Here is a 15,943-nt window from a genome sequence, read left to right as displayed (position 1 = left end):
ACTTCTCCTGGCCCAATGCTCCCCCGAATGTGCAACTTGCAACTACGCTGAGTCATTCGGAAGGGAGAGTTCACCCGGTCGCCGGGTACCGATCGTGCCATCGGATCAGAGTTGCTCCAGCCGCGTGCGCAGAGCGTCAGCCTCCGGACGGCCGAGGCCGACGAGGATGGGCAACGCCCGGTCGTAGCACCGCCTCGCCTCCTCGAGGTTCCCTTCCGCCTCGGCGACCTCACCGAAGGCGGACAGCGCCCTGGCGACCTCGAACCGCGACCCGCTGGCCTCCATGGTGGCGAGCGACGCTTCGAGTTCGGTCCGCGCGGCCGCGAGGTCCCCGGCCGCGGTGAGGGCACGGCCGAGGTCGGTCCGGGCGCGGGCCACGTTGTAGGGATCGGCGGCCAGTACCTCGCGAGCACGGGTGAGGTGCTCGATCGCGGGCTCCGGCCGCCCGGCCTTGAGCTGGGTCGAGCCGAGGTTGATCAGCGCGAGCCCGACGTCGTGCGCGCGGTTCTGGCGTTCGCTCAGCCGGTGGTCTTCGGTGAACCATCGCACCGCGTCTTCGAGCCTGCCCTGTGCCAGCGCGACCAGGCCGAGCCCTTCCACCGACCGGATCTCGACGACCTCGTCCCCGGCCTTCCGCGCGGCTTCGCGGCCCGCCTCGTAGTGCGCGACGGCCTCGTCGTACCGGCCGCTGCCGCGGCAGGCGGCGCCGCTGCGGTTGTGCATCAGGGCTTCGGCGGAGGCGTTGCCCCACGCCCGCGCGCACCGCATGCCGGCCTGGCTCACCTTCAGGAAGTCCGGATAGTGCTTGCGCAGCAGGAAGAGCGGCCACATCGCGGCGGCGAGCTGCCAGCCGAGCTCCGGCAGCTGCCACGTTTCGGCGGTCTCGACGGCGGCGATGAGGTTCTCGCGTTCCCGTTCGAGCCAGGCGAGTTCCTCGTCCGCGGAGTCGAACGAGACCGGCGTCGGCGGCCGGTATTCGTACCGGTACGGGATCGGGTCCTGGTCGGGGACCGTCATCGCGGTGGCCTTGGAGGCAGTGAACAGATACCACTCGAGCATGCGGCGCACCGCGATGTCGCGGTCGTACTCGTTGCCCGCCGTCTTCTCCTTGGCGTGCAGCCGCGCGAGGTCGTGGAAGGTGTACCGGTCGTCGCCGCGGTCGATCAGCAGGCCGACGTCGACGAGCTGGTCCAGCAGGTCGTCGGCGACCTCTTCCCGGACGGCGATCGACGCGGCGGCCACGCCGACGCCGAAGTCGGGCCCTGGATGCAGGCCGAGCGCCGCGTACAGCGCGGCCGCGTCCGAGGGGAGTTCGTCGTAGGAGAGGTTGAAGCTGGCTTCCACCGATTGCGCCTCTTTCGTCGAGAGCGTGGCCAGTCGACGATATTCCTTCCCCAGCTCGGTGGCGATCTTCTCCAGCGACATCTTCGGCCGCCCCGCGAGCTTGGCGCTGACCGTGGTGAGGGCGATCGGCAGGCCGCCGCACAGGTCGGCGATGTCCCGCGCCTGGGCGGCTTCCGCGCCGACCCGCTCCGCGCCGATCGCGCGGCCCAGCAGTTCGGCGCTGTGCGCGGAACCGAACGGCGCCAGCTCGACCAGCCGCGCGCGATGTTCGGTCTGGAGCCTGCCCAGACGGCGCCTCGACGTCACGATCACGAGGCTTCCGCCGCCGGCGGGCAACAGAGGCAGCACCTGTTCGGTCGATCCCGCGTTGTCGAGCAGCACGAGCAACGGTCGTTCGGCGGTCGTCGTGCGGTAGAGGGCGATGAGCTCTTCGACGTCCGCGGGCAGCCCTTCCGGCGGAACACCCAACGCCCGGAGGAACCGGCCGAGCGCTTCGCTCGCGGAGAGCGGGCCGTTGGCGCTGAAGCCGCCGAGATCCGCCCAGAGGTGCCCGTCCGGGAACCGGTCGCCGAGGTGCCGGGCCCACGCGGTGGCCAGCGCCGTCTTCCCGATCCCGCCTTGACCGCTGATCAGATGCACCGCCGGTCCGTCGGTGTCGTCCTGGGCCAGGAGGTTTTCGAGCAGCGCGAGCTCGGCGGCGCGATTGGTGAAATGCGCGGGCGCGGGTGGGAGCTGACGCGGCCCCGAACTCACCTGGCTGGTGAGTTTCCTCGCCGATCGCTGGCGCGGTACCTGTGGCGTGCTGACTTCACTTTCACCCGGCAACGGGCCGCCCATCTACCATCCCCTCTTCGGGTTAACCCCAGCGAACGCGTAGAGCATCCCGGCGCGGGTCCGATGAGGACAGCGAAATCGGTCAAATGCGGCCGGATGGAGCAAGGCGTGTAACAGCTCGCGAAAAGTCGTGCCGGTGATGTCGAGACCGGCGCGGCGGCTTCGTCCCCGGGGCGGACGCGGCCGGAGTGGCCGCGCGAACCGGAGGGACGGACATGCGCAAGCTCATCGTTCAGCAGTGGGTCACCGTCGACAACTTCGCCGCCGAGGAGGACGGCGGCCTGAGCTTCGTGTCGGGAGAACCCTTCTCCGAGAAGACCGAACCCGCGTTCAAGGCGAGCGTGATGGGGCTCATCGATTCGGTCGACACGATGATCCTCGGCGCGAACACCTACGCCATGGCCAAGGACTACTGGCCCCACGCCGAAGAACAGGGCGAGTACGGCGAGAAGGTCAACAGCCTCACCAAGTTCGTCGCCTCGGCCAAGCTGGAGGACGCCCCGTGGGGCGGCTTCCCCGCCGCGACCGTGACGCGCGACCCGGCCGCCACGGTCCGCGAGCTCAAGGAACAGAACGGCAAGAACCTGTGGCTGTGGGGGAGCCTGACCCTGATGCGGTCGCTGCTGGACGCCGGCCTCGTCGACGAGGTCCGGATGATGGTCTGCCCGGTGTCGCTCGGCAAGGGGACGCGGGTGTTCGAGGATCGGCGGAACCTGAAGCCGATCGAGGCCACCGCGTTCGAGAACGGCGTCGTGATCCTGCGGTACGCGGTGGAGAACTAAGGGACGGGCCACCCACCCCCACCGACGTTGCGAAAGCCACTTTCGCAACGTTGAAGGTTGCGAAAGTGGCTTTCGCAACCTTCCACCTCTCAGGTCACGACGCCTAAGACGTCGGCACGACCGGGGCTCGCGTGAGGACGACGGCGAAGCCGAACGCGAGCCCCATCACGGTCAGTTCCAATGTCGCCCACGCGGCCAGCGCCGTGCGGTTGTGCCGGACGATCTGCGGCATCAGCTTCCAGCGCGTGTACGCGCCGAGACCCGCGATCACGCCGGTGCACAACAGCTTCAGCAGCACCAGTTGCCCGTACGGCGTGGTGAAGACGCCTTCCCAGAAACCGAGCGACGGGTTGAGCGAGATCTCGATCAGCCCGTTGAACAGCCCGGTCGCCGCGCCGAGGATCAGGCACAGCGTCGCGAGTTTGGAGAACCGCGGCAGGGCGTGCGCCAGCAGGGTCCGGTTCCCGACGAGCAGCACCGCCATCGCGCCGAGCCCGCCGGTCCAGGCGACGGCGCTCATCACGTGCAGTTCCATCGAGATCATCGTGTAGTCGTGGTAGTTCCAGTTCGACGCGTGCCCGGTGACCGGCAGCGGCAGCAGCGCGAACAGGCCGAGCCCGACGCGGACCTCGGCGGGCACCTTCTCGCCGTGTTTCAGGGTGAGGACGCCGAGTCCCGCGTGCAGCAGGGCCAGCACCGCCACGATCAGCAGCGCCTTCCCGGCACCGACGTCGGCGATGTAACTGCCGACGTCCGACATCGACAGCGTGCTCGAACCCGGGCGGTATTCGGCGGTCTGCAGGATCAGCGCGACGAGCGCGGTGGTCGCCCAGACCAGCGCGGCCGCGACGCTCGCGGGCCGCGCGATCCGCATGATCGGCTCGGAGAGCTTCGGCCGGTCGTAGCCGACCAGCACCGAAAGCAGCGCCAGCCCGATCGTGGCGACCGCCGAGATGTCCAGCAGCACCCGCACGATCGGGATCGAGACCGAGACCACCTCGCTGACCTGCGCGACCCCGGGGACCGGGGCGGTGGCCGTCAGCGCGACACCGATCAGGGCGCCGACGATGCCCGCCGTCACCACGCAGAACAGGACGGCGACGCGGGCTCGCGAGGTGGTCTCGGCCTGGGTCATGAGCCGCTCTTCTCCTTGTCACCCGCGCCGGTGCGCAGCGCGACGGTCAGTCCGACGGCCAGCAGTACGACGGCGCCCGCGATCCACACCCAGATCGGCACGCCGGACGAGCCTTCGCCGCCGGTCGCCGGGGTCGTTTCGGCCTGGCCCGCGTTGCTGCGCGCGGCGTCGGCGCTCGCCGGGGTCCCGGTGCCCGCGGCGGTGAGGGTGAACGGCACCTCACCGGTCACGGCGTGCCCGTCCGCGGACAGGATCCGGTAGCCGATCTTGTACTCGCCCGCCGGTCCGAGCGGCCGTAGCGGCACGGTCACGACACTGTCGCGGACCTCGACCTGGCCTTCGGCCCACTGGCCGCCGCCCGGTCCGATGACCGCGATCTGGTTGACGTTCGCGTTCTGCACGTACTGGTCGAACGTGAGCGTGATCTTCGCGGGCCCGGCGGCGATCGAAGCGCCCTTCGCCGGGTCCGAGGAGATCAGGACGTTGTGCGCCAGGGCCGGGGTGGCGGTGGCGAGCCACGCCACCCCGGTGATCGCCAGCGCGACGATCGCTTTACGCATTTATTCGGTTCCCTCGGTGTTGCTCTTGGCGGAGGCGGTGGCGCGGCGGGCGCGCAGGGTGGCACCGGCGCCGACGCCGAGGCCGAGCGCGCCGACGACCAGTCCGGCGCCGCCGAGCCAGCGGGCGGTGTTGTCGGAAGAAGAAGACGAAGCGTGGGATTCCTCGGAGGCCTTCGCGTCGGTGCCGTGGCCGCCACCGTGCCCGTCACCGCTCTTCTCGGCGAGCTTCACGACCGGCGCGGGGTGCTCCGGCTCCTCGCCGGAGTCCGGGGTCGGCTGGTCCCAGTTGACGACCTTGCCGTTCTCGTACGTCTGGGTGGCCGGGAACTCCAGCTTGTCGACGGTGGCCGGGAACTGGCCCGCGCTGATCTGGAACTCCTGGAACTCGGTCGAACCGGCGGCGATCTTGGTACCGGGCTCGGCGGTCCAGGAGACCTTGGTGACGGCCTCGGTGATCTGCGTACCGGACGCGGTGGTCACCGGGCTGGGCAGCTTGGACTTGACGACCTCGGCCTTCCAGCCGGGCATCGGGCGCGTGCGCACCGAACCGAGGGCGTATTCGGGCTTGACGGTGATCTCGACCTTGACCGTGCCGGCGCCCTTCTCCTCGTTGGGGACGCGGAAGAAGATCGACCCGTAGCCGCCCTTTTCGGGCTGGGGGCCGTAGACGTTGGCGCTGACGTGGGCCGAGGCGATCCCGGCCGAGAGCAGACCGGCGGCACCGATGGCGGCCGCCAGGAAACCGGCGCGCTTGAAGACGTGCTTGGACACGAAGAACTCCTGAACGTGATTTGAGACGGCGGGTTCTGGGACCTTGCCGATTACGGGGGGTGAGCTGGGGTTCAGGAGAACAGTGGCGGGCCGCGCCTGCCGTGGACGCGGCGGAGGTCCACGCCGACGAGATGGCCGGGCCCGGCCGGACGGGCGAGCACCGGGGCCGCGACCGCGGCGGGCACCGGGAGCGCGTTGAGGATGAAGGGGACCAGCGCGCGCAGGCAGGCGAGGACGCCGAGCAGCAGCCCGTCGGCCTTGGCCAGCAGCAACGCGGTGATCAGCGTGGCGACGACGTGCGCGACGGTCATCGCGAGCCCGCCCGAGATCGGGGCGGGCACGTCGTGCACGAGCTCGTGCGTGCTCAGCGAACTGAGCACGAGGTGCATCACGACCTGACCGGCGCCGAGGTCGACGATGGTGGCCAGCGGCCCGCGCGCCTTCGCGGCGAGCGCGGCGGCGTTCCAGCCGATCAGCACGGTGAGCAACAACGTCATCGCCGTATCGGGGAGATCGCCGTCCCCGATCATGTGAGCGGTCACGGCCAGCGCCGCGGAACTCACGCCGAGCAAACCACCACGCACAGCGCGTAACGCGCTTCGGTGATGGCTGCCTTTACTCACGGGTGAAGGGTATTCGACGTACGTCCGGGTGGTCGATCTCCTCCCGGCTGATGAGCAGTGGGAAAGACGGCGTGTGCGTTTGCCCATTTAGGCCGAATGGGGAACTGTTGCTGCAAAGAAGCGGTAAACAGGGGTTTGACCGCGCGGCTTTTGGGTAGTCAGGCTCCCGATACAGCTACTCCGAATGGGTGAGGAGTCTCACCCAGAGGCGGCGGGAGAACCAGCACGCGATGAATCTCTTCGAGTACATCTCGGATCGGTGGGACAGACTCGCCCTCCAAGGGCTCCTCCATGTCAGCGCGGTCGTGCAGTGCACGATCCTGGCCGCCGTCCTCGGCGTGGTGATCGGCGTCGCCGTCTACCGCAGCCCGATCGGGTCGGCCGTGGCCACGGCGCTGGCGAGCACGATCCTCACCGTCCCCTCCTTCGCCCTCCTGGGGCTCCTCATCCCCGTGTTCGGCCTCGGCGCGAACACCACGGTCATCGCCCTCGTGCTCTACGCGCTGCTGCCGATCGTGCGGAACACGATCGTCGGGCTGAGCGGCGTGGATCCGGCGGTCAGTGACGCGGCGCGCGGGATCGGCATGAGCCGGTTCGGCGTGCTGACCAGGGTGGAGCTGCGGCTCGCCTGGCCCGCGATCCTCGCCGGAATGCGGGTCGCGACGCAGATGCTCATGGGCATCGCGGTCATCGCGGCCTACGCGAAGGGCCCGGGCCTCGGCTCGGAGGTCTTCTCCGGCCTCACCAACGCGGGGAGCACGAACTCCCTCAACCAGGCACTGACCGGGACGCTCGGGGTCGTCGTCCTCGCGCTGGTCCTCGACGCCGTTTACGTCCTGATCAACCGTTTGACCGTCTCTAGGGGTGTCCGTGGCTGAGTCTCCTGAAACCGTATCCGGCGTCGAAATCGAGCTGGAGAACGTCACGAAGCGCTACCCCGGCACCCGCGAGCCCGCGGTCGACGACTTCTCGATGGTGGTGCCCGCCGGCAAGATCGTGGTCTTCGTCGGCCCGTCCGGCTGCGGCAAGACCACGACCATGCGGATGATCAACCGGCTGATCGAGCCGACGTCGGGCCGCATCACCATCGGCGGTGACGACGCGCTGAAACTCGACGTCGACACCCTGCGCCGTCGCATCGGTTACGCGATCCAGCAGGCCGGGCTGTTCCCGCACTTCACCGTCTCGCAGAACATCGCCGTGGTGCCGGGGCTGCTCGGCTGGGACAAGAAGAAGGTCAACGACCGGGTCGAGGAGATGATGGATCTGGTCGGGCTGGACCCGGTCGACTTCCGCGACCGGTACCCGCGTCAGCTGTCCGGTGGACAGCAGCAGCGCGTCGGTGTCGCGCGGGCGCTCGCGGCGGATCCGCCGGTGCTGCTGATGGACGAACCGTTCGGCGCGGTCGACCCGATCACCCGCGGCAACCTGCAGGACGAACTGCTGCGGCTCCAGACCGAGCTGAAGAAGACGATCGTCTTCGTCACCCACGACTTCGACGAGGCCGTGAAGCTCGGCGACAAGATCGCGGTGCTCGGCAACCAGTCGAAGATCCTCCAGTACGACACCCCGGACGCGATCCTCGCGAACCCGGCCGACGACACCGTCGCCGGTTTCGTCGGCGCCGGTGCCTCGCTGAAGCAGCTGACGCTGCTGCGGGTCCGCGACGTCGAGCTGAAGCAGGACGCGCTGACGGCGACGGTGAGCGAGTCGCCGTCCTCGGTGCGCGAGAAGCTGACCCAGCAGCGGAAGCATTTCGTGCTGGTGCTCGACCAGCGCCGCCGTCCGATGCGGTGGGTGCACGTCCGCGAGCTGACCAAGGCGACTTCGCTGTCCACCGCGGGCAAACCGCTGCGCGACTACGTCAGTCTCCAGTCGACCCTGCAGGACGCGCTCGAAGCCATGCTCGCCGAGGGCGGAAGCGTCCCGGTGACCGGCGCGCGCGGCGAGTACGCCGGGACGATCGAGCTCGACACCGTCATCTCGACGATCCAGCAGCTGCGCGAGGAGCACTCCGACGACAGCCCGGCGGAAGGTGTGACCGCATGACGGCCGCCGTCGATACCGGCTTCTCCACCGAGTCCTCGTCGAGAAGCGCCGAACGGGTCCGGCTGTTCGCCCAGCCCGCCGCGGTGCTGCTGATCGTCGCCGGGGTGCTGATCTGGGTCTTCGCCAGCGACCTCACCGCGACGGAGAAGGAAACCCTCAACGCCGCCGGGCTGCTGGCCGCGCTGCGCGACCACCTGGCGATGACCATCGTGGTCACCGCGATCGTGGTCGCCGTGGCGGTGCCGCTCGGCGTGCTCGTCACGCGGCCGTGGGCGAAATGGGCGGCGCCGGTCTTCCTGGCCGTCGCGAACATCGGCCAGGCCGCGCCCGCGCTCGGTGTGCTGGTGCTGTGGTTCATCGTCACCGGCGCCACCGGCGGGCTGTGGGTCGCGGCGCTGCCGCTGGCGTTCTACTCGCTGCTTCCGGTGCTGCGGAACACGATGGTCGGCCTGCAGCAGGTCGAGCCCGCGCTGATCGACGCCGGCCGCGGGATCGGCATGTCGGCGTCGGGCGTGCTGTGGCGGGTGGAGTTCCCGCTGGCCATCCCGCTGATCCTGGCCGGTCTGCGGACCTCGCTGGTGCTGGCCGTCGGCACGGCGACCTTCGGCATGTTCGTGAACGCCGGCGGTTTCGGCCTGCTCATCGACACCGGCTACAAGCTCAACCTGACGAAGGTGCTGATCACCGGCTCGGTGCTCGCCGTCGCGCTGGCGCTGCTGGTGGACTGGCTCGGCGCGGTGGCGGAACAGTTCTTCGGACCGAAGGGACTGCGCTGACATGCGACGTCTGAAAGCACTGTTCGGCGCGGTCCTGTTGTGCGGCACGCTTTCCGCGTGTGGGCTCGAGGTCAACACCGCGCTCCCGTACAAGATCGAACCCGGTTCGATCCAGCCCATCGAGTCGCTCAAGGGCGTCACGGTGACGGTGGGGTCGAAGGACTTCACCGAGAACATCATCCTGGGCTACATGGCCGAGATGGCGCTTTCCGCGGCGGGCGCGGACGTCGTCGACCTGACCGACATCAAGGGCTCGAACTCGTCGCGGCAGGCGTTGCTCGCCGGCCAGACCGACGTCACCTGGGAGTACACCGGCACCGGCTGGATCAACTACCAGGGCAACGAACTCCCCGTCCCCGGCGGGGAACAAGCCCAGTACGAAGCCACGAAGGCGGCGGACGAGGCGAAGTTCGGCGTCACCTGGCTGAACTACTCGCCGCTCAACGACCAGTACGCCTTCGCGGTCACCGAGGCCTACGGCGCGGCGAACAACCTGAAGACGACGTCGGACCTGGCGGCGTTCCTCAACCGGAAGCCCGACCAGAACGTGTTCTGCCTGGAGACCGAATTCACCAGTCGCCAGGACGGTTTCCCCGCCGCCGTGCGCGCGTACGGGTTCCAGAACCCGGTGATCAAGAACTTCGGCATCGGCACGATCTACTCGGCCGTGGCGAGCGGGACCTGCCCGATCGGCGAGATCTTCACGACCGACGGCCGGATCGCCGGGCTCAACCTGCGCGTCCTCGAAGACGACAAGAAGGCGTTCCCGCAGTACAACGCCGTGCCGACGCTGCGGACCGAATTCCTGAAGCAGCACCCGGAAATCCGCGGACCGCTCGAAGCCGTCGCCGCGGCCCTCGACAACGAGCAGATGATCGAGCTGTGCAAGCAGGTCGACGTCGACGGTCGGGACCAGGGCGAGGTCGCCTACGAGTGGATGAAGAAGAAGGGTTTCATTTCTTAGCCGGGGCTGAAGGGGACTTTCCCCGCATCACACGCGGCGAAGGGAGCTTTCCTCGCATCTCATGCGGGGAAAGCTCCCTTCAGCTCGCTCAGATGCCCAGCCGGTGGAGGAGCTTGCCCTCCAGCTGGTCCAGTTCCCCGGCCACGGCCCGGTGCGCCGCCTTCCGCCGCGCGGCCGGCATCCGCTCCGAAGCGCGAACGGTCGCCGAAAGCTGCTCCAGCGTCCCCTGGGTGTCCTTCGCGAAGGCAGCGTCGGCGTCAGTCGCCTTCGCGGACCTCTTCAGCTCCGCGAGCCCCTGCGTCAGCCCGGCGATCCGCGCGTGCAGCGCGGCACCGCGTCCGCTGTACTCGCCGAGCTGGTCGACGGCGACGCCGAGCTTCTTCGCTTGATAACGGTCGTATAGCTCTCGTGCGGCACCCGCCGCTCGAACGGCGTACGGCGCGATCACCGGCAGTACGGCCGGTCCGAGCACTTTGGCCACCGCGACGGCGTTCTTCGCCTTCTTCGGGGTAAACCTGCCTTCGCCCTCGACGGCTTTGGCCTTGCGCGCCATGGCACCTCCCACGCTGTGTCACAGACGAACTTACTGGTCCCCGATGTGGCGGGCATGTCGGCTTGCCGGAGGCCTTCTAGAGTGTTGCCTGTGAGTAACGAGGTGCTACTGGACGCGGGAGCGGTGAGCCGCTGCCGGCGTCGCGTGCACCTGGAACACGATCCGGCGATGCGCGAGGTCCCGCTCGCCCCGCCCGACCCCGCCGCGCAGCAGCGGATCGCCGACGCGTCAGCGCATCGCGAGGCCATCGTGCAGCGCCTCATGGACGCGACGGGACCCGACGCGACCTGGGTCAAGATCCCCCGAGACCTCCCGGCCGCCGAGCGCGTGCAGCTCACCGAAGAGGCCTTCGCTGCCGAAGCGCGCTACATCTGGGGCGCGTTGCTCCCGGTGGATCGCGCCGGTCACCGGCGTGGCGGCTCCGAACTCCTGGTCCACACCGGCGACGGATACGTGCCGGTGCTGGTCGTGCGGCACCGCATCACCGATCGCGGCGCGGGCGCGCCGACCACGGTGATGACCGACCTCGACCCGGCGAACCGGCTCCCCGATCCGGCGCGGAAGGTCCGCTCGCAGCCGCGGGACCAGATGCGGCTCGCGCACCTCTACCGGATGCTCGAAGCGCTCGGGAAGCACGAAGGACACCGCGCCGTCGGAGGCGTCATCGGGCTCGACGCGGACGTCGTCGTCTGGCATGACCTGTCCGCGGCCACCTGGCCGGGCGGCCGAAGCGCGCTGACGGAGTACCAGAGCCGCTTCGCCGACAGGCTCGCCATCGCGAGCGCCGCCGCCGAAGGCGAGGAGCCGCTCGCCGAGCCGTCCCGCGTCCTCGAATGCCGTCGCTGCCCGTGGTGGCCGACGTGCGAGGTCGTGCTCACCGAGACCCGCGACGTCAGCCTGGTCGTACGCGGCGAGGACGCGATGGAACTGCGCCGCGCCGGGGTGTCCACAGTGGACAAGCTCGCCGCGCTCGATCCGGCCGACGAGCCGCCGCCGATGAACTGGACCGGCGGCACGTTCGCCGACGCGATCATCCTCGCGCGTGCCTGGCTCGCCGATCTCACGATGGTGCGCAAGGTCGACCGCGTCGAGGTCTCGCGCGGTGACGTCGAGGTCGACGTCGACATGGAGAGCTTCGGTGATTCCGGCGCGTACCTGTGGGGTTCGCTGCTGACCGGCGCCGACATCGGGATGGAGCAGGGCTATCGCGCGTTCGCGACGTGGGAGCCGCTGCCGACCGCGGACGAGGCCCGGTCGTTCGCCGAGTTCTGGGCCTGGTTCACCGAAGTCCGCGAGCGCACGCTCGCCGCGGGCCTGACCTTCCGCGCCTACTGCTACAACGCGCTCGCCGAGAACCGCTGGCTCTTCGGATCGGCCGACCGGTTCGGCGAATACCCCGGCGTGCCGAAGAAGGCCGAGATCGCGTCCTTTGTGGACTCCGAGGAGTGGATCGACCTCTTCCGCAGCGTCACCGACCAGTTCCTCTGCTCGCAGGGCAAGGGGCTCAAGGTGATCGCGCCGGTCGCCGGATTCGCCTGGCGCGACCCGGAAGCGGGCGGCGAGGCGTCGATGCGGTGGTACCGCGACGCCGTCGGCATGGACGGTGGAATCCCGGACGCCGCCCAGCGGGAGCGCCTGCTGCGCTACAACGAGGACGACGTCCTGGCGACGCACGCGCTGCGGAACTGGATGACCGACCACGCGCAGACGTCCGTGCCGTACATGAACGACCTCTGAGCACCCGCTCGCCGGAAACCTTGCGATCACCCGCCTCTCCGCGGATACTCGTAGACGAGTACTCGTCAACGAGGAGGCGTGGTGAAACGGCGGAAGGTCGGGAATCTGCTCGCGCTGGCGATCCTGTCCACGCTGAACGAGCGGCCGATGCATCCGTACGAAATGGCCTCGATCCTGAAGAGTCGCGGCAAGGACCGCGACATGGGGATCAAATGGGGCTCGTTCTACACGGTCGTCGGCAACCTGCGGAAACACGGTTTCATCGAGGCCGCCGAGAGCGGTCGCGACGGCGCCCGCCCCGAGCGCACGGTGTACCGGATCACCGACGCCGGCCGTGACGAAATGCTCGACTGGCTGCGCGAACTGCTGGCCGGACTCGCACCCGAGGAGCCGAAGTTCGTCGCCGGGCTGTCGGTACTGGGCTGGCTCGGGCCGGACGAGGTGATCGCCCTGTTCCGCACCCGGCTGGCCGCACTCGACGAAGACATCGCCTCGACGCGGGCCGAACTGGCGCGGCTCCTCGAGGAGATCCCGCGGCTGGTGCTGCTCGAACTCGAATACCACCTGGCGATCCGAGCGGCGGAGGCCGAATGGGTCCGCTCGATCCTCGGGGAACTGACTTCCGGCTCGATGCCCGGCCTCGCCGAATGGCGGGCCCTGGTGGCCGAAAGGGGGAACACCGGCTAGCCGAAAGAGCCCCGGCGAGGTGTTGCAGCACCCCGCCGGGGCGACGATCCCGCAACCGGAACCCGGCCACGAGACGGCACTTCGAGGATAACCGGGCTCCGGGAAACCACCCTGGAGTGACCATGACGAACATCAAGGACAGGAAGCGGTTCAAGCTCATCCCGGAGATGGGCGGCGCGCTGGCGCGGAACTACGCCCGGCAGCGCGGCACCGAACCGCAGATCGAACTCTGGCGGACGCAGGCCCGTGAACTCACGGCGGACCTGCCGGAAGGCGCGAAGATCCTCGAGGTCGCCTTCGGCCCCGGCTACTTCGCCGTCGAGCTGGCGCGGCTCGGGTTTTCCGTCATCGGACTGGACGTCGCGCCGACGTTCGTCGAGATCGCGAGCGAGTACGCCCGAGCCGAAGGCGTCGAGGTTTCGTTCCGCGAGGGCGACGTCGCGGCGATGCCCTTCGACGACGAGACGTTTGATTTCGTCGTCTGCCAGGCCGCGTTCAAGAACTTCGTGTGGCCGGTGAAGTCGCTCGACGAGATGTACCGCGTGCTGCGCCCCGGCGGTACGGCCGTGGTGCAGGACATGAACCGGGACGCGACCGACGGCGACATCGTGCGCGAGGTCGAGGGTATGAAACTCGGCAAGCTGGCCGCTCTGGCGACCAGGCAGACACTCGGCCAACTGCGGCGGCGCGCTTACACGCCTGTCGACTTCAGCGGGCTGGTCGCCGAAACGGCGTTCCGGACGTGCGAGGTCACCACCGCCGGGATCGGCCTGGACGTCCGCCTCACCCGTCCCTGATCTGCAATGAAGGACTCCTTCATCGCAAAATTCGCGATGAAGGAGTCCTTCATTGCACGCGGGGGAGGCTCAGCGAGGGGCCATGCGCAGCGAGCCGTCCATCCGGATGACCTCGCCGTTCAGGTAGTCGTGATCGATCAGCGACAGCGCGAGCTGCGCGTACTCGTCCGGCCGCGCGAGCCGCTTCGGGAACGGCACGCCCTCGGCCAGCGAAGCGCGGAACTCCTCGCTCACCGTCGCCAGCATCGGGGTGTCGACGATGCCCGGCGCGATCGTCAGCACGCGGATGCCGTGCGACGCGAGGTCGCGCGCGGCGGGCAGGGTCATCCCGACGATGCCGCCCTTGGACGACGAGTACGCGACCTGCCCGATCTGCCCGTCGAAGGCGGCGACCGACGCGGTGTTGATGATGACACCGCGCGCGTTGTCGGCCAGGGGCTCGGTCTTGGCGATGGCCTCGGCGGCCAGCGTCAGCACGTTGAAGGAGCCGATCAGGTTGATCTGGACGACCTTCGCGTACAGGGCGAGGTCGTGCGGGCCCTTCTTCGAAAGGATCCGCGCGGACGGCCCGATCCCGGCGCAGTTCACCACGGTCCGCAGCGGCACCCCGGACTCGGCGGCGGTCGCGACGGCGGCACGCACCTGCTCCGGGTCGGTGACATCGGCCTCGACGTAGGTGACGTTCTCGACCTGCTCGGCGTTCTCGATGGCACCGGCGAGGTCCAGCGCGAAGACCCGCGCGCCCTTCGCGGCGAGCGCCTTCGCGGTCGCACCGCCGAGCCCGGACGCGCCACCCGTGACCAGCGCCGCGGTGTCGGTGATCTGCATGTTCTCCCTTTCGTCGGCAACCGTTCATAGGTTAACGCTCGTTCGCATCGGGCCCAGGTGGGATGGCTCACTCCGGTGCGAAGCATGTCGTGAGGAGTATTCGGACCTGAAGCATTCCGTTCGCTCGGAGGTCAACTCCGGCTGTCACCTTCAGCAGCATGAGCGCTGCTCGGATCGTGGTGGTGGGGACCGGTTACGTCGGATTGACCACGGGAGCCTGCTTGGCCGGCCTGGGGCATCGAGTCACTTGCGTCGATGTCGACCGGGCCAAGGTCGCAAGGCTCTCCGCCGGACGGGTGGACATCCTGGAGCCGGGATTGTCCGAGCTGGTGTCGAGGGGACTGACCAGCGGAAGACTCGAGTTCGTGGTCGGCGCGCGCGACGCCGTTCGCGACGCGGAGGCCGTTTTCCTTTGTGTACCGACGCCGATGGGCGCGGGCGGTTCGGCGGACCTGCGGGCCGTCGAGGCCGTCACCAACGAGATCGGCGACGTCATCCCGCCGGGGTGCGCGCTGATCACCAAATCGACCGTTCCGGTGGGGACGTCGAAGCGCATCCAGGCGATGCTCGGCCGCACGGACGTGCCGGTCGTGTCGAACCCCGAGTTCCTGCGTGAGGGCACCGCGGTGGAGGATTTCCTCGGCCCCGACCGGATCGTCGTCGGTTCGGACGACGTCGCGGCCGCCCGCTGGGTCGGCGAGCTCTACGCCGACCTCGCCGCCCCCGTCGTCGTCGCCGACGCGGCCAGCGCGGAACTGGTGAAGTACGCGGCGAACTGCTTCCTCGCGATGAAACTGTCCTATGTGAACTCGATCGCCGAACTGTGCGAACGTCTCGGCGCGGACATCGACCTGGTCACCGAAGGCATGGGCTACGACCGGCGCATCGGCCGCTCGTTCCTCAAACCCGGCCCCGGCTGGGGCGGCTCGTGCCTGCCGAAGGACACCAGCGCGCTGGTCCGGGTCGCCGAGTCGGTGCAGTACGACTTCACGCTGCTCACCTCGGCGATCGAGGAGAACATCGCGCAGCGGGACCGGATCGTCGCGAAGATCGCCGGCGCCGTCGGCGGCACACTGGCCGGTTCGCGGATCGGTGTCCTCGGGCTGGCGTTCAAGGCCGGGACGAACGACCTGCGTGACTCGCCCGCCCTCGCGGTCGCTTCCGTGCTGGGCGCGCTCGGCGCGGAACTGACCGCCTACGACCCCGCCGTCGGCGGCCACATCGACGGCATGACCGTGGTCGACGACCCGTATCAGGTCGCGAAGGCGGCCGACGCCGTCGTCGTCCTGACGGAATGGGACGAGTTCAAACGGCTCGACTGGACCTACATGGCCGAGCAGATGGACGGCGACGCGGTCGTCGACACGCGCAATCTCCTCGACCCGCAACGGATCCTGGACGCCGGCCTGTCGTGGCAGGGCGTCGGGCGGCCGCGGGCGGCGCTGCGGCGGAAGGTCGCCGTCTCCTGACTCACCTGCCTCCCGTGGGTGCAATGAAAGGACC

Annotated in this window: 16 protein-coding genes; 9 read left to right on the top strand and 7 right to left on the bottom strand. The window is 69.1% G+C overall.

Annotated features, from left to right (window positions below):
* Positions 1-105: 105 nt before the first annotated feature.
* Entirely contained in the window at positions 106-2,097 is a 1,992-nt protein-coding gene (locus DMH01_RS22540) for a tetratricopeptide repeat protein (RefSeq protein WP_233621640.1), read from the bottom strand.
* Positions 2,098-2,393: 296 nt separating this feature from the next.
* On the opposite strand from DMH01_RS22540, the gene DMH01_RS22535 reads away from it, so the two are divergent.
* Positions 2,394-2,960 carry a dihydrofolate reductase family protein gene (locus DMH01_RS22535; protein WP_125679233.1) on the top strand — a complete coding sequence of 189 codons (567 nt, stop codon included), beginning with the start codon at positions 2,394-2,396 and terminating at the stop codon, positions 2,958-2,960.
* 103 nt (positions 2,961-3,063) lie between these two features.
* On the opposite strand, the gene DMH01_RS22530 is transcribed toward DMH01_RS22535, so the two are convergent.
* The 4 genes from DMH01_RS22530 to DMH01_RS22515 all read right to left on the bottom strand — a co-directional run bounded on the left by DMH01_RS22530 (position 3,064) and on the right by DMH01_RS22515 (position 5,989).
* Positions 3,064-4,095: a copper resistance D family protein gene (locus DMH01_RS22530; RefSeq protein ID WP_125679232.1), complete on the bottom strand. Its 1,032-nt coding sequence runs from the start codon at positions 4,093-4,095 to the stop codon at positions 3,064-3,066.
* Entirely contained in the window at positions 4,092-4,655 is a 564-nt protein-coding gene (locus DMH01_RS22525) for a copper resistance CopC family protein (protein WP_063276757.1), read from the bottom strand. Before DMH01_RS22525 ends, DMH01_RS22530 begins: the two co-directional genes overlap by 4 nt.
* Positions 4,656-5,426: a YcnI family protein gene (locus DMH01_RS22520; protein ID WP_125679231.1), complete on the bottom strand. Its 771-nt coding sequence runs from the start codon at positions 5,424-5,426 to the stop codon at positions 4,656-4,658. It abuts the gene before it with no gap.
* A gap of 71 nt (positions 5,427-5,497) precedes the next feature.
* Entirely contained in the window at positions 5,498-5,989 is a 492-nt protein-coding gene (locus DMH01_RS22515; protein ID WP_125679824.1) for a hypothetical protein, read from the bottom strand.
* A 290-nt stretch (positions 5,990-6,279) separates the two neighbouring features.
* Between DMH01_RS22515 and DMH01_RS22510 the strand changes: the two genes are divergently transcribed.
* Genes DMH01_RS22510 through DMH01_RS22495 form a run of 4 tightly spaced genes read left to right on the top strand, consistent with a single transcriptional unit; the run spans position 6,280 to position 9,838 of the window.
* Complete coding sequence (locus DMH01_RS22510) at positions 6,280-6,927, top strand: ABC transporter permease (RefSeq protein WP_007030477.1); 648 nt, start codon at positions 6,280-6,282, stop codon at positions 6,925-6,927.
* Positions 6,914-8,098 carry an ABC transporter ATP-binding protein gene (locus DMH01_RS22505; RefSeq protein ID WP_370323548.1) on the top strand — a complete coding sequence of 395 codons (1,185 nt, stop codon included), beginning with the start codon at positions 6,914-6,916 and terminating at the stop codon, positions 8,096-8,098. Before DMH01_RS22510 ends, DMH01_RS22505 begins: the two co-directional genes overlap by 14 nt.
* Positions 8,095-8,874, top strand: coding sequence for an ABC transporter permease (locus tag DMH01_RS22500; protein WP_125679229.1), 780 nt, complete (start codon positions 8,095-8,097; stop codon positions 8,872-8,874). Before DMH01_RS22505 ends, DMH01_RS22500 begins: the two co-directional genes overlap by 4 nt.
* Position 8,875: 1 nt before the next feature.
* Positions 8,876-9,838 carry a glycine betaine ABC transporter substrate-binding protein gene (locus DMH01_RS22495; protein WP_125679228.1) on the top strand — a complete coding sequence of 321 codons (963 nt, stop codon included), beginning with the start codon at positions 8,876-8,878 and terminating at the stop codon, positions 9,836-9,838.
* A gap of 88 nt (positions 9,839-9,926) precedes the next feature.
* On the opposite strand, the gene DMH01_RS22490 is transcribed toward DMH01_RS22495, so the two are convergent.
* Complete coding sequence (locus DMH01_RS22490; RefSeq protein WP_125679227.1) at positions 9,927-10,391, bottom strand: DUF6474 family protein; 465 nt, start codon at positions 10,389-10,391, stop codon at positions 9,927-9,929.
* A gap of 90 nt (positions 10,392-10,481) precedes the next feature.
* Here DMH01_RS22490 and DMH01_RS22485 point away from each other — a divergent pair, with 90 nt between their 5' ends.
* From DMH01_RS22485 to DMH01_RS22475, 3 genes are all read left to right on the top strand, one after another.
* The gene (locus DMH01_RS22485; RefSeq protein ID WP_199745591.1) at positions 10,482-12,128 is read left to right on the top strand and encodes a TM0106 family RecB-like putative nuclease; all 1,647 of its coding nucleotides are present in this window, start codon (positions 10,482-10,484) and stop codon (positions 12,126-12,128) included.
* A gap of 81 nt (positions 12,129-12,209) precedes the next feature.
* Positions 12,210-12,815 carry a PadR family transcriptional regulator gene (locus DMH01_RS22480; protein WP_125679225.1) on the top strand — a complete coding sequence of 202 codons (606 nt, stop codon included), beginning with the start codon at positions 12,210-12,212 and terminating at the stop codon, positions 12,813-12,815.
* A 122-nt stretch (positions 12,816-12,937) separates the two neighbouring features.
* Complete coding sequence (locus DMH01_RS22475) at positions 12,938-13,612, top strand: class I SAM-dependent methyltransferase (protein WP_125679224.1); 675 nt, start codon at positions 12,938-12,940, stop codon at positions 13,610-13,612.
* A 69-nt stretch (positions 13,613-13,681) separates the two neighbouring features.
* Here DMH01_RS22475 and DMH01_RS22470 read toward each other — a convergent pair whose 3' ends face one another.
* Complete coding sequence (locus DMH01_RS22470) at positions 13,682-14,440, bottom strand: SDR family NAD(P)-dependent oxidoreductase (RefSeq protein WP_125679223.1); 759 nt, start codon at positions 14,438-14,440, stop codon at positions 13,682-13,684.
* Between the two features lie 158 nt (positions 14,441-14,598).
* Between DMH01_RS22470 and DMH01_RS22465 the strand changes: the two genes are divergently transcribed.
* Positions 14,599-15,909 (top strand): UDP-glucose/GDP-mannose dehydrogenase family protein, encoded by a 1,311-nt coding sequence (locus DMH01_RS22465; protein ID WP_125679222.1) that lies wholly within the window; start codon positions 14,599-14,601, stop codon positions 15,907-15,909.
* The last annotated feature ends 34 nt before the right edge of the window (positions 15,910-15,943 follow it).

Origin of the sequence: Amycolatopsis sp. WAC 04182 (assembly GCF_003947465.1) — a bacterium.
In the GTDB taxonomy this organism is placed as follows: domain Bacteria; phylum Actinomycetota; class Actinomycetes; order Mycobacteriales; family Pseudonocardiaceae; genus Amycolatopsis.
The sequence above is the reverse complement of the archived record's forward strand: the minus strand, read 5'-3'. Positions and strand labels throughout refer to the sequence as shown.